Here is a 12,557-nt window from a genome sequence, read left to right as displayed (position 1 = left end):
GGCCAGATGGTCAAGCTGTGCGCCGACTCGGCAATGCAGATGGACGTCGACGACGCCCTTCGCGGGCACGTGTTCGCCGTCCAAGACGCGCTGTTCTGGGTGGCTTTCATCGCCGCGATCACGGCGGCGGCGGCGTTGATTCCCGCGGATGGGCATGCGCCAGTATTCGTGCTGGTCGCTTCCGGGCTCTACCTGGCCGGCCTGGCGATGCACGGCGTTTTGGGCCGGCGCGGCGAACAGGCGAATAATCGCTACCCGGCAGGGGCGAGCGACGATCGGAGGCAATGATGGCGGGTCCGGAACAGATTGTGGCCGACCTACGTGCCGAAAGCGACGAGCTTGACGCCCTGGTCGCGCCGCTGCCAGCCGAACGCTGGGCCGAACCGACGCCCGCGCCGGGTTGGACCATCGCGCATCAGATCGCGCACCTGTTGTGGACCGACCGGGTCGCGCTGACCGCGGTCACCGACGAGGCCGGGTTCGCCGACGAGCTCAAAACCGCCGCCGCCGACCCGACAGGCTTCGTCGACGCGGGTGCCGAAGAATTGGCAGCTCTGGCGCCGGCCGAGCTGCTCGCCGACTGGCGCTCGACCCGTGCGCGTCTGCACGAAGAGCTGCTGATGGTTCCTGCCGGACGCAAGCTCCCCTGGTTCGGGCCACCGATGAGTGCGGCGTCGATGGCCACCGCGCGGTTGATGGAGACCTGGGCGCATGGGTTGGACGTCGCCGACGCGCTGGGTATCAAACGGGCGGCCACCGACCGGCTGCGCTCCATCGCCCACTTGGGGGTGCGCACGCGCGACTACGCCTTCGCCGTCAACAATCTCCCCGCTCCGGCCGAGCCGTTCCTGGTCGAGCTGCGCGGACCCGGCGGCGACACCTGGAGCTGGGGATCGCCGGACGCCTCGCAACGGGTCACCGGTTCCGCCGAAGACTTCTGCTTTCTGGTCACTCAGCGGCGTCCGCTCAGCGCCCTCGACATCACCGCCGATGGGCCCGACGCGCAGCGCTGGCTGGAGATTGCACAAGCTTTCGCGGGCCCTCCCGGCGCCGGCCGATGAGCGCGCACGCGCGAAGAGAGCCGGCGCCCATCCGACCCAAGCGCCGGTCGATGAGCGCGGGGTTAATGCAGCGGCCCGCCGTAAGTTGCCCGGTTCTCGGCTTCGGCCTCTTCGCGCAGCGCTGAGATCGCGAGGTTCAGCCTGTCGGCGAGCTCGCCGTGCGCGTATCCGGTCATCACGCCGGGGTGCAGAGTCAGCTTGAGCAATCGGCCGTCGGCATTCGCCACGGCATAAATGTCACCGAGGTCGACGCTGTAGGTGACGGCCTCGGCCTCTGCCACCAAGGCTTCCCATTTGTCGGCCGCCTCGCTGAGTTCGCGGAGAACTGATTCGACGAGGTCCTTGTCGCTGAGATTCGCGCGACCGCCCGAATCCGACACGATCACAGTATCGTCGCCCCCTCCAACCAGCGTCAATTCAAACTCGCGGGTGACCGGCGCACCCGTGGCGGCTAAGGGCCCGGCGGCTGAGTGGCGAGTTTCTGGTACCAGGCGAGGTGATAGTTGGCCGATACCGTGTCTCCGCTCGCGATGCCTTCGGTGGCGGCCATCAACAGACACTTGAGCAGGAGAGCCGGGTTCACGGTCGGGGACTGGACCAAAAGCTGGTAGCGCGCCGTATCGAGGTGCACGCGCAGCACGTCGACCTCTTGGTCGATGACAACCGCGTCCGCGGCGGCCGCGTCCGCCAGCCTCTGCACGATGCGGGGGAGTCCGTCGAACCGGCGCGTGGTTTCGCTCAGCACCCTGGCCAGATCCTCGATGGCCGGCAGCTCGCGCGGTTCCAGCGACGATTTCGTGGCGGCGAAATCGGGCGAGCGGCGCAGCGAATCACCAGGAGCGTAGGTCACGACGCGGGCCGCGTCGCCGATCAAGTCGGACACCCTGCCGGTGCGTCGCTCGGGCTCCAACAACCGCACGCCGGCCGGCAGGTTGATACCTGCCGGTATCCAGCCGTGCGCGAGGTCGGTGACCAGGACGGTCGTGCCATCGAAAAGATCGCCGACCGCCCAGTTGAGCCGCGACTCTTGGCGGACCACGAATTCGAGCAGCCGATTCAGCCGGTCGATGTCGAAACTCGTTGCGGTGGTGGCCTTTTCCCTGTGAGGCTGGACGGCGGGCTCGGAAGGTTCGGCCGGTTGGTCGACCACGGGCTCGGGCTCGGTGATCACGGGGATGATCTGCGTCGCCTCCATCGAGGCGACCGGCTCCTCGACGGGTGCTGGCGGTAGCGCCTCGTCCTGGGCCGGTGCCTGCTGTTCGGGCACGGCGTGGTGGCGACCGTTCGCGACGGGTTCGTCAACCGCGGGTGCGGCCTCGGTGATGGCGGGGATGACCTGCGTCTCCTCCATCGAGGACGGCGGGGTCTCGTCCTCGGCGACGTGTTGGCGATCCGGCACGTCAACCACGGCTTCGGCCTCGGCGATGGCGGGGATGACCTGCGTCTCCTCCATCGAGGACAGCGGGGCAGCAGCCTCCTCGGCTTCGATCTGGGATCCCCATTCGGGCTGATCCTGGTCGGTTGCCGGCTCCTCCAGCTCCAAGTGGTGGCGACCGTTGGCGGCCTCCCCCCAATCGGGCTCGGCATTATCGACCGGCGCGTCGACCGTCGGCTCCAGCTCCGTGAGAGCGGGGATGACTTGCGTCTCCTCCATATCCGGCGCGAGGGCGTTCTCTTCGCTGACGGTGTCATCAACAGGCGCCTCGGCCACGTCCCCGCCCTGCGGCACCGAAGGGGCCGGTTTGTCGGCGACCCGCCAGCGCGGCCGGCGCACGTCCCTGGTGGGCGCTTCGGAAGGCCGCGGGTTCGGGACAGCAGGGATGACCTGGGTCTGGTCCATGTCCGATGACTGCGGTTCGCTGGCCTGCGGGCGGGGATGCCCGGCGATCACCCCGGACTTCGCCGCCTGCAGCTGACGAATCGTCGATTCGACTCGGCGCGCGGCGCGGGCACGCGCCTCGTCGATGACCCGGGCCTCCTGCGCCTGACGCGCGAGATCGGCCAAACCCGCCCGCTTGATCATTTTCAACTGCTCGTTGGCGCTGTCGGCAATCCGTTGCAGGTCCGTCTTCAGATAGTCTGCAAGCGGGGCATTTTCGGCGGTGATCGTTGACAACTCGGCAGGCCAAAGCCCACCGATCACCCACGGGGTGCAATCGATGGGAGAGCTGAAGGCCGGCATCGCCAGTGATTCCCGGGTAGCTCTCCGGAGGCGCTGACGCGCCGTCATCCGACCGAAGATCGCCACCGGCTCAGCGTACCGGCATCCGAGGGATGGCTTATTCGGTCAGTGAATTGTGCAGCTTTGACGGCCTGGGTACCGTGCAGATATGGCTGAATCTGCCCTGCAGCAGCAACTCGATGAGGTGCGGGCCTTACTCGCCCGCGCACGAGAGTTGTTCGGCCCCAACCCCGTAGAGCCGCCCACCGACATCGCTCCAGACCCCGAGGCGGCCAAAACCTGGCTGTTGTAGACCGTCTAGATCGCGCTGTGGCGACGGCGCAGTTTGTGCGCCAGTAGCTTCTCGATCGCCGCATCGAGGTCTCGCGGGGTCGGTACCTCGGCCGAGGGGGTGTGTCCGGCCGCCACGATCTCGTCGCGAATCTCGAGCAATGCCTTCAGGCACGAGACGTCGGCGGTCAGCAAAATGCCTCGTGCCAGCGTCTCGGCGTCGGTCTCCATCGCCTCCTCGCTCAGCGCAACGCTGTGCATGTACCCGCCGCGGCAGGAGCGGACGAGGATGTGCCCACTCGGGTGAACGGTGTCAAAAGCGGGATTCGCGTCCGTCATCGACCGCGGTCAGCGATGCCGCCGAGGCTGCGCGCCGCATCCTGCTCGTGCTGTTCCCACATCATCGCCGAGGCCGCTAACTTGTCCGCCAGGTCGGCGTGGTCCGCCGCTTGCTGCTCGTAGCACTGTCGTCTGAGCTCAAGCAGTTCCCGGCCGGCGTCGCGAAGTTCACCGAAGATCGGTCCCAGCGAATCCAGGCTTTCCTGGATCGCCTCGTGCGACGACGGGACTGTGCGCAAGTAGTCGGAGGTTTCCTGGTGCCGCGCAGCGGCTTGACGCAAGTGCGCGGGGACCACATGGATCGAATCTGCCATCCGCTGTCTCCTGTTCACGGCGCCGGCCAGACCGGCGAGGTCACTATTGTCAGGTGGTCGACGAGGTCGCCGGCCGCGTGGGTGTCGGTGTGTCGGGCTTCGCCGGCGCGGTCGCGGCCGCGCCCGGCGGATGTTCCCAGCCTAGAAAGCTCGGGCCGCTCACGGTGGCGATGTCTTGAATTTGGCCATCGAGAAGGGCTTTTCCGGGGCCGAGGGCGAGCGCGTGCCGGTCGATGAACATTCCGATATCGGCCGGAGTGACGTGCGCGGGGTCGATCGGGTGGGTGACCGCGGTGCCCGGCGGTGGGATCGTTATTCCCTGCTGTTGGAAGGCATCTGGTATCGCAGCTCCGCCAATCGCGGCTTTGATTGCCGCGGCCAGCTGAGGGCTGGCCGCCGTCACCGTTTCACCATCGGGCAAAGTCACCGTGGTGGGGCCCGCCGGTGGGGATTCGTCCTCGACCGTCGCAGCGTCCTGGTTGGTGTCGCCCGGCTGATCTGACGAACCGTCGTTCTTGGGATCCGCATGGTCCTCGGAATCCGGCACGCCCTCGTCGTCGAGGCCCTGCAACTCCGGCTCCGTGGCGTTGTCGCCCTGCAGGTTGGGAAGTGGCAGCCCGGCCGGCGTCGCGCCGAAGCTCGGCAGTCCCGAGCCGAAGTTCGGCATCGGCGGCAGCACTGGAGCCATGGGCGGCGCCGGAGCGGTCGCTACGTCCGGCGCAGCGCCTCCCGACAGATCGTCCGCCGCGGCGCCCGGATCGTCGGCGAACAACGAATCCAGCAGCGGGTCCCACCCGGGGTCCTCGGTCGTAGCGGCGTCGGCGCCGACCGTCTGGGCCGACGGCCGTTCGTCGGGACCGCTCGGTTGGCCCTTGGAGGCGTCGTATAGCGATGTCCAAGCGGCCATCAGCGCCGACTTCGATGTGTCGTCGAGGCTGGCGTTGAGGACCACCGCACGAATGTCTCTGAGCTTGCCGATAAGGAACCGCTGGAAGTCGCGCGCTCCGGCCGGAGTGTCCAGGTCCGATCGCGTACGCACCGCGGCTTCGGTGTCTTGCTGCAGCTTGGTCAGCGCTTGGCTGCCTTCGACGGCGTTGCGGTGGGCGTTCAAGATCGCCGTGATGACCTGCATGTCCAGCTGAGAGCTCGCCGAATTCTGGTGTGACAGAGCAACTTCGGCCTGCGCGATGGCTTCCGCCGCCTCACCCGCCTCCCGGTCCGGTGCAGCCGTATCTTGTTCGCGGATCTTGCCCGCGATCGCCCGCAACTGTTCCGGACGCGTCGTCGGGGTGATCACCGCGGCCAGCTCACCTTTGGACAGACCCGCCAGCCATGCGTTCGGGTCACCGGTACGGTTTCGGACATATTGCACCGCCGCAAGCAACTCCTCGTGCGCCGACATCAGCTACGCAAGTCCTCGCGGAATGCGTTGCGACCCCTCCATGCCCGGCGACAGTACCCATGCCTTTCCCCGCCAACAATTCACTATGCGGCGCCGTTGTGGATGACACCGAAATCGCCGCCAATGCTAGGCGTTGCCCGCGGCGTACCGGTCCCGGAGGCCTTCCAGCACAGCCTTTTTCGCTCGGCTCAGTTCACGCGCCCCCTCGACGACCGCAGTGATCTCGCGATGTTTGACCAGTAGGAACCTCTGAAACTCGCGGGCGCCCATGGGCGTATCGAGCGCGAGGTTCGCTTGGTGCACGGTGGCGTGGTCGATCTGCTCGGCGATGGCATCCAGACGCCTGGCGCCCTCTCGCATTGCGGCATGCGCGCTGGTGAGCACCTCTGCCAGCACGCGGTCGGCGTCGGCCGCCGTGCCATGCTGGCCGGCCAGAGCCGCCTGCCGCGCCTGCATGGCGGCCACCGAAGGTCCTGCTTGTTCCGTCATCGGCTCACCCTGTTTGTCATAGTGGTCGGCGAATCGCAACGTTGGGGCCTAGCGGGCTGATCCGCACCGAGGCGCCCGAGTAGGGCGCCTCGACTACCAGATTGTTGCCGATGGCCAGCTGGACATGCCCGGCGTGCGGGAAGACGAGGTCACCCGGCCGGACTTGCGAACGGGACACCGGGATCCCGTCGTTGATCTGCTGATAAGTGGTGCGGTCCAAGTGAATTCCCGCTTGTGCGTAGCTCCACTGGACGAGCCCCGAACAATCGAACTGGTCGGGGCCCGTCGCGCCCCACACGTAAGGCCGGCCCAGGCGCGACAATGCGGCGCGCACCGCGAGGGCGGCACGCCCGTTCAATCCGGCGGGGCGGTGTCGCAGGAGTTGGTACCGCAGTGCCCGCAGTTCGGCGAGGCGCCGGCGCGCCCTGAAGCGGGCCGAGAGGACATGCGCGCGTTGGGCCCGCAGTCGCGCCGCCCGACGACGCATCGCCTCGCGTTGCGCCATGGGTGTCGCCGGAACCTCCCCGGCGTCGGCGCGGGCTGCGTCAAGGACGCCCCTCGTCAGATCGTGAGCCTCGGCCCGATCGCGGTGGGCTCGGGCGATGACGCCCGCCGCTGCGGCGTCCGTGGCGGCGGCGGCCGCGAGCCGTTGCCGGCTGTGGTCGACCGCGAGCCGATATCGGCCGCGCGCCACAACGTCGTTCAGCCCGGCCGCCCTCTGCAGCAGGTTGTGGTAATGCCCGGTGCCCGCGTCCACCGGCGACGGGCGGCCACCGCCGGCGAACATGTCATGAGCACGGCTCAGCACCTCGATCTCGCTTTGGGTCACGTCGCCCCCTCGCCCAGCTGGCCTCCCGACTCCACGGCGTCGGTGAAGGCACGCACGCGGGGGAGTGCCCCCGGCGGGATCACCCCTCGGTTGCGGATGTCCCAGATTTCCTCGACGTCGACACCGACCAATGCGGCGATGACCGTCTCGGGCAGGGATGACTGTGCGCATGCCCCGTCGAAGCGGGCGCTCAAGCTGGTCGGCATTCGTTTCAACAGGGCCGTGCGCGTCGCCTCGAGGGCTTGGAGGTGCGTCATCAGCCGGTCCGTCGAGTCCGCGCCCGCATTCACGGCGACCCGCCAGGAGCCGGCGGCCAGCATCTCTGCCTTCACGCACTGAGCGATCACAGACAGAATATACGTCTCATATTCGTTTGATGTTGTCGCAGGCAAGCGATCGATGACGGATTTGAGGGCTTCCAGTTGGGCTTCGGCATAGCCTTCCAGCACTTCTGTGTCGCTGTGCCGGTCCACAACCACCGGCCCGGTGCGCCTGGCGGGGACGGCGGCGGGCGGTTGCGCGGCCATCAGCCGGGCCAGTTCGGCGTCCGGATCGGCCGCCACCAACAGCCGGGAATAGGTCCCCGGCGGAAGGCCTAAACCATTTTCAACCTTCTGAACTGTGCTTTTGTGCGGCTTACGGGCGCCGCGCTCCAGAAAGCTCAACCCCATGATGCTGACACCGGTCGCGGCGGCGAGGTCGGCTAGCGACCAGTCGCGCGACTCTCGCAAAGCACGGATCGCCGCGCCTGCCGATTCACGGCTCACCGCAGGCTCCGGCCATAGGCCGGATAGTACACACGCAGTCGCGTATCGCTCTGTATATACGTTTTTGTCACGTTTCTCTTGCGCTAGGCGCTCATGTCTGTATACGCTTTTGCCTACGTTTCAAGCTCGACAAGGAGACCGACATGGGACACCCCTGCGCTAGCAACCCGGAACTGTGGTTCGGCTACCCCGACGACGACGGTGGCGACGGCGCGGCCAAGGCCCGTGCATACGAGCGGTCGGCCGTCGAGGCGCGCATCCAGTGCCTGCGGCGCTGCCCGTTGGCGCAGCAGCGTCGGTGCGCCCAACATGCCATCGCGCACCGCGAGGAGTACGGCGTGTGGGCCGGCGTCAAACTTCCCGGCGGCCAGTACCGCAAGCGCGAGCAGCTGGCCCAGGCCCACGATGTCCTCCGGCGCATCGCGTCCGGCGAAATCAACTCCCGCCAGCTGCCGGAGAATGCGGCCCTGCTCGCCAACCACGAACATGAGGCCGTTCCGGTGGCCGCGGTGGTGTTGCACCTGCCCCTCGCGCAAGTGGGCCCGCGTTCCGCGGCCTGACGGTCCATCCCGGGTAAGGCCGTTTGTCGACTCAGCCAACGGGGTAGAGCTTCGGCACAAACGAGTCTGTCGACCCGAAGGCGCGATCCATGACGTTCGACCTGACCCCGACGGCGGCGCAGCACGACCTGGCCCGGCGGACCCACGAGTTCGCCGAAGAAGTGATCCGCCCCGTGGCGCTCCACTACGACCAACGGCAGGAGTTTCCGTGGCCGGTCCTGGAGGAGGCGGCCCAGCGCGGCTTCTATAGCCCCCTGTTCTACCGCGACCTGATCGGCGATCCGACCGGGCTCTCCTTGCCGATGTTCATGGAGGAGCTGTTTTGGGGCTGCGCCGGGATCGGGTTGGCGATCGTGATGCCGGCGTTGGCCCTGTCGGCGATCGGACAGGCGGCATCGCCGGAGCAGATGTTGGAATGGGCGCCCGAATGCTTCGGCACCCCAGGCGATCTCAAGCTCGCCGCGCTGGCGATCTCGGAACCCGAGGGAGGCAGCGACGTACGGAATCTGCGCACTCACGCGCGCCGGGACGGTGACGACTGGATCATCGACGGCCACAAGATGTGGATCGGCAACGGCGGGATCGCCAACGTGCACGTGGTCAACGCGGTGGTCGACGAGGAGCTGGGTCATCGCGGTCAGGCGCTGTTTGTGGTGCCCGGTGGCACGCCGGGGCTCAAGCTCGTGCGCAAGCTGGACAAGCTGGGCTGCCGTGCGTCACACACCGCGGAGTTGCTGTTCGAAGGCGTCCGCGTACCGGGCGCCAATCTGCTTGGGGGACAGGACAAATTAGAGCACAAGCTCGCCAAAGCGCGCGAAGTGGTCGCGGGCGCAAAGCGGTCGGGCTCCGCGACATTGGGCACGTTCGAGCAGACCCGGCCGATGGTTGCCGCCCAGGCAATCGGAATCGCGCGCGCCGCGCTGGAGTACGCGACGGCGTACGCCACCGAGCGCGAGGCCTTCGGCGGACCGATCATCGACAACCAAGGCATCGCCTTCCCGCTCGCGGAGCTGGCCACCCAGATCGACGCGGCGCGGCTCTTGACCTGGCGTGCGTCGTGGATGGCGGCCAACAACATTCCCTTCGAGCGCGGGGAGGGCTCGATGTCGAAGATGGCCGCCAGCGAGGTGGCTGTCAAGGCCACGGAACGCGCCATTCAGACCATGGGCGGCTGGGGCTATATCACCGACCACCCGGTGGAGAAGTGGTATCGGGATGCCAAGCTGTACACCATTTTTGAGGGCACGAGCGAGATTCAGCGGATGGTAATCGCCAACGCGCTGGGTGCCGCTGTCGGCACGCCGCCACTGCATGTGGTGCTCGAGCCGTCCGGCGGTCCGCTGAACCGGGTTTTCGGTCGCGGCACTCCGCTGCGCTCCCGCGTCGCCGACACCGCGCTTTCCATGCAGGATCGGGTGCCCGAACCCGTCATGCGGCTGGCGATGAAGGTGCTCCGACCGCCGCGCAAGTAGCGAGTGCTGGGTACGGTCGATTGGACCATGAGCAACCTTGAGCCGACACCCGCCGAACTCGCCTGCGCTACCGCACCAGGCGGGGGCACCGAGGTGCTGGCGCCCAGGGAAGTTCCGCTGGGCGGCCCGCGGGCCATGCGGGTGCAACGCACGCTTCCGCAACGGCACCGTTCGCTGATCGGTGCGTGGTGTTTCATCGACCATTACGGCCCGACGTCGGCGCGCATGGACGTTCCACCCCATCCGCACACCGGACTACAAACGGTCAGTTGGTTGTTCAGTGGTGAAGTGGAGCACAACGACAGCGCCGGAGTGCATGCCGCTGTGCGGCCGGGCGAGCTGAACCTCATGACCGCGGGTGCCGGAATTTGTCATTCCGAGGTGTCGGTGATGTCGCCGGCCGCCTTGCACGGTGTCCAGCTCTGGGTGGCGCTTCCCGATTCCGATCGCGACACCGGCCGCGACTTCGCTCACTACGTGCCCGAGCCGGTGTCGCTTGCCGGCGCGACGGCGCGGGTGTTCCTCGGCGGGCTGGCCGGTAGCCGGTCGCCCGTGCGCACCTTCACACCCCTGCTGGGCGCCCAGATCGATCTCGATGCCGGCGCTCACCTGGACGTCGATGTCGACCCGGCATTCGAGCACGGTGTGCTCTGCGATCTGGGCGCCGTCCGTGTGGAAGAGACCGCCCTGTCGGTTGCCGAGCTCGCCTACCTGAGTCCCGGCGCTTCGTCGCTGCGGCTGAGCAACGCGGGGGATCAGCCCGCCCGGGTGCTGCTGCTCGGCGGAACACCGTTCACCGAAGAATTGGTGATGTGGTGGAACTTCGTCGGGCGAAGCCACGACGACATCGTGGGATACCGCGAACAGTGGGAGGACGGCGACGAACGCTTCGGGACCGTCCATGGCTACCGGGGTTCGCTCACCCGACTGCCCGCCCCGCCGCTGCCGACCGCTCGGCTGCGTCCCCGACCCGTACCGCAAGGAAAGGAAAGCAACTATGACCGCCGATAAGACCGGAGCAGAAGCGACCGTCAGCCTCGAGGAGGGCCGGTACACCATTGCCGTAGAAGGCAAGCAGGTCGGCCTCGCCGACTTCGCCGACCGCGGTGACCAGCGCGTCTTCTACCACACCGAAATAGACCCGGCGTATGGCGGACGCGGCCTGGCGACCATCCTCGTCGAGGAGGCGCTCAACGAGGCTCGGGGCGAAGGCAAGCGCATCGTCCCCGTGTGCTCGATGATCGGCACGGTGCTCAAAAAGCATCCCGAGTACGACGACATCACCGATGCCGTGACGCCGGATATTCAGCGGTGGTTGCAGTCGTCGTAGCAAAATTAAGTCCAGCCGCACCCTTGGCATACGTTGCTTGATTGGTTACGTCCTTCAAGGGGCCATGCTGGGCCAGATTCCAAGACAGCTCACGCAAGTCCTGCCGCAACCATGCGCCCGAGTTCGCCTACTGACTTGGACATAAGGTGGCTGAAAATGGTCGCGTACGGCTCCATCAAAATTGCTTTTCCACTTGGTGATCGCAGTTCTGCGATGCCCTCAGTTATAGGGGTTACTTCCACGTCCGGACTGAAACCAGAAGAATAGAGCTCCGGCCCCAAAGGGGGTGCACCGACGGCCCCGCGGGCAAGCGAGGACCAAATCCAGAGCAGGTACTTTTCAGCGAGTTCGAGTGAAGATAGCTTGGCTGTGTCATTGCGACGTTGTCCGCGGTCATTAACCGTATCAACGATCCACCAGTCAGCCTCGTGGCGAAGGTGCACCGAGAAATCCGTAGAAGTGAAAGCGATTTCGCAATCATCGCATTTCGTCGATACCGCCGCGTCGGGCAGGCGTGCGAGGCTAGACCACTCAATCCAGCTTGCAGAAATTCGCGAAAAGTCGGTCATTGGTTGCGCATGTCTCCTAAGAATCCGGAGTCCTCTAGGGCTTGTACTGGGGCGTCGTTTCCATCTGGTCCAATCACTCGGTATTGGATTCCGCCGCCCGGCTGATGGAACCAAGGCGCCACTTGGGATTGTTCAACGTGGTAGCCGGGTGGTAGGGCAGTCGGGTCCTTAACTACGTATTGATAATAGGGTTTGAGAGCGCTTTCGGGCGGGAGCGACAGTTCAGCAAATGGTGTTCCTTCAGGGGCCAAGTAGGAACCAAACGGGCTACCAAAACGGCCGAGCACCGCCCCGGGTTTGAGAGGCGCGTCGGGAATCACGGTGCCCGGCACCGCGTAGGGCTTGGTCGGCAGCGTGTCATCGGGATAGAACAGGCTCCCGTCTGGGTTCCTGAATTCCGGGCCTGGGTCGATCGGGTGGTACCCGTGGAACAACTCGTGGTCGGAAGGCAGCGGCGGCGGCGGCTCGAGTGGTGCCGTCGGCGTCGGGGCGCTGTCTGGTGCCACAGGTACATGCGGGCCCGCGGGAGCATGCTCGGGCGGAATGTCACCACCAGCCGGATGCGGCGCGTGCTCAACCACGGGTGGTGGTCCTGGATGGGCGACGCCCGGCACGGGTTGTCCGCTGACATCCGGTAGTGGCGAGCCATGCGGGGGAAGGTCCGCTTCGGCCATTGCCGCGCGCATCTCGGCCGCGCTCAGTGCCCGGGGGAGGACGTTGTCGGCGGAAAGGCCTTGCAGCGCTTCGCGACTGAAAAGTGTTTTCAGGCCTTGCCAGGCCACCTCCCCGCCGGCCTTGAGTTCAGGCCCGCCGACGGCCAAGGTGATGGCGCTCCACAGCGGCTCGGGGGTGGCTTCTACCTTCCCGGGATCCAGCGTGCGCATGCCGGTCAACTTGCCGCCGCTGAAGGTATAGGACGTGCTCATGGCCTGATCAAAGAATTCGCCCGCGCCGTTCTTGAGCTGTCCATAGA

General features: G+C 66.6%; 16 protein-coding genes and 1 pseudogene. 7 read left to right on the top strand and 10 right to left on the bottom strand.

Translation table 11 applies throughout. The features are described 5' to 3' along the window. Together A5711_RS00690 and A5711_RS00685 are read left to right on the top strand one after the other, a co-directional pair. Positions 1-288: pseudogene (locus tag A5711_RS00690) on the top strand (hypothetical protein); the annotation flags it as partial. Beyond that, on the top strand, positions 288-1,061 hold the full coding sequence (locus A5711_RS00685) for a TIGR03084 family metal-binding protein (protein ID WP_067943091.1): 774 nt from the start codon (positions 288-290) through the stop codon (positions 1,059-1,061). The pseudogene A5711_RS00690 and the gene A5711_RS00685, both read left to right, overlap by 1 nt. 62 nt (positions 1,062-1,123) lie before the next feature. Here A5711_RS00685 and A5711_RS00680 read toward each other — a convergent pair whose 3' ends face one another. Next, entirely contained in the window at positions 1,124-1,444 is a 321-nt protein-coding gene (locus A5711_RS00680) for a DUF2710 family protein (RefSeq protein WP_369806148.1), read from the bottom strand. A gap of 68 nt (positions 1,445-1,512) precedes the next feature. After that, positions 1,513-3,309, bottom strand: coding sequence for a DUF5631 domain-containing protein (locus A5711_RS00675; protein ID WP_067943083.1), 1,797 nt, complete (start codon positions 3,307-3,309; stop codon positions 1,513-1,515). An 82-nt stretch (positions 3,310-3,391) separates the two neighbouring features. Here A5711_RS00675 and A5711_RS27110 point away from each other — a divergent pair, with 82 nt between their 5' ends. Next, on the top strand, positions 3,392-3,535 hold the full coding sequence (locus tag A5711_RS27110) for a hypothetical protein (protein WP_167374087.1): 144 nt from the start codon (positions 3,392-3,394) through the stop codon (positions 3,533-3,535). Between the two features lie 5 nt (positions 3,536-3,540). Here the strand turns inward: A5711_RS27110 and A5711_RS00670 are convergent, their stop codons facing one another. The 6 genes from A5711_RS00670 to A5711_RS00645 form a co-directional block, all read right to left on the bottom strand. Further along, positions 3,541-3,852 (bottom strand): DUF2694 family protein, encoded by a 312-nt coding sequence (locus A5711_RS00670; protein ID WP_067737733.1) that lies wholly within the window; start codon positions 3,850-3,852, stop codon positions 3,541-3,543. After that, a complete protein-coding gene (locus A5711_RS00665) occupies positions 3,849-4,166 on the bottom strand; it encodes an ESX-1 secretion-associated protein (protein ID WP_067943081.1) in 318 nt (105 codons plus the stop codon). Before A5711_RS00665 ends, A5711_RS00670 begins: the two co-directional genes overlap by 4 nt. A gap of 49 nt (positions 4,167-4,215) precedes the next feature. Beyond that, positions 4,216-5,568 (bottom strand): DUF4226 domain-containing protein, encoded by a 1,353-nt coding sequence (locus A5711_RS00660; RefSeq protein ID WP_067943079.1) that lies wholly within the window; start codon positions 5,566-5,568, stop codon positions 4,216-4,218. Positions 5,569-5,694: 126 nt separating this feature from the next. After that, positions 5,695-6,057 carry a DUF4226 domain-containing protein gene (locus tag A5711_RS00655; RefSeq protein ID WP_067943077.1) on the bottom strand — a complete coding sequence of 121 codons (363 nt, stop codon included), beginning with the start codon at positions 6,055-6,057 and terminating at the stop codon, positions 5,695-5,697. A gap of 16 nt (positions 6,058-6,073) precedes the next feature. After that, on the bottom strand, positions 6,074-6,886 hold the full coding sequence (locus A5711_RS00650) for a C40 family peptidase (RefSeq protein ID WP_067943075.1): 813 nt from the start codon (positions 6,884-6,886) through the stop codon (positions 6,074-6,076). Beyond that, the gene (locus A5711_RS00645; RefSeq protein ID WP_067943073.1) at positions 6,883-7,653 is read right to left on the bottom strand and encodes a helix-turn-helix domain-containing protein; all 771 of its coding nucleotides are present in this window, start codon (positions 7,651-7,653) and stop codon (positions 6,883-6,885) included. The genes A5711_RS00650 and A5711_RS00645 overlap by 4 nt, the downstream gene beginning before the upstream one ends. Before the next feature lie 143 nt (positions 7,654-7,796). Between A5711_RS00645 and A5711_RS00640 the strand changes: the two genes are divergently transcribed. From A5711_RS00640 to A5711_RS00625, 4 genes are all read left to right on the top strand, one after another. Further along, positions 7,797-8,213, top strand: coding sequence for a WhiB family transcriptional regulator (locus A5711_RS00640; RefSeq protein ID WP_067943070.1), 417 nt, complete (start codon positions 7,797-7,799; stop codon positions 8,211-8,213). 89 nt (positions 8,214-8,302) lie between these two features. Then, positions 8,303-9,685, top strand: a complete 1,383-nt coding sequence (locus tag A5711_RS00635; protein WP_067943068.1) for an acyl-CoA dehydrogenase family protein — start codon at positions 8,303-8,305, stop codon at positions 9,683-9,685. Positions 9,686-9,712: 27 nt separating this feature from the next. Continuing rightward, positions 9,713-10,696 carry a pirin family protein gene (locus A5711_RS00630; RefSeq protein WP_067943087.1) on the top strand — a complete coding sequence of 328 codons (984 nt, stop codon included), beginning with the start codon at positions 9,713-9,715 and terminating at the stop codon, positions 10,694-10,696. Next, positions 10,683-11,015, top strand: coding sequence for a GNAT family N-acetyltransferase (locus tag A5711_RS00625; RefSeq protein WP_067943065.1), 333 nt, complete (start codon positions 10,683-10,685; stop codon positions 11,013-11,015). The genes A5711_RS00630 and A5711_RS00625 overlap by 14 nt, the downstream gene beginning before the upstream one ends. An 89-nt stretch (positions 11,016-11,104) precedes the next feature. Here A5711_RS00625 and A5711_RS26675 read toward each other — a convergent pair whose 3' ends face one another. Continuing rightward, positions 11,105-11,584 carry a hypothetical protein gene (locus A5711_RS26675; protein ID WP_156673410.1) on the bottom strand — a complete coding sequence of 160 codons (480 nt, stop codon included), beginning with the start codon at positions 11,582-11,584 and terminating at the stop codon, positions 11,105-11,107. Continuing rightward, positions 11,581-12,557: TNT domain-containing protein (locus tag A5711_RS25880; RefSeq protein WP_231987397.1), on the bottom strand; the 977-nt coding region annotated here is incomplete at its 5' end. The genes A5711_RS25880 and A5711_RS26675, both read right to left, overlap by 4 nt.

The sequence above is a fragment of the Mycobacterium sp. E2238 genome (genome assembly GCF_001672665.1).
Classification (GTDB): Bacteria; Actinomycetota; Actinomycetes; order Mycobacteriales; family Mycobacteriaceae; genus Mycobacterium.
This window is presented reverse-complemented; position numbering and strand designations above follow the sequence as displayed.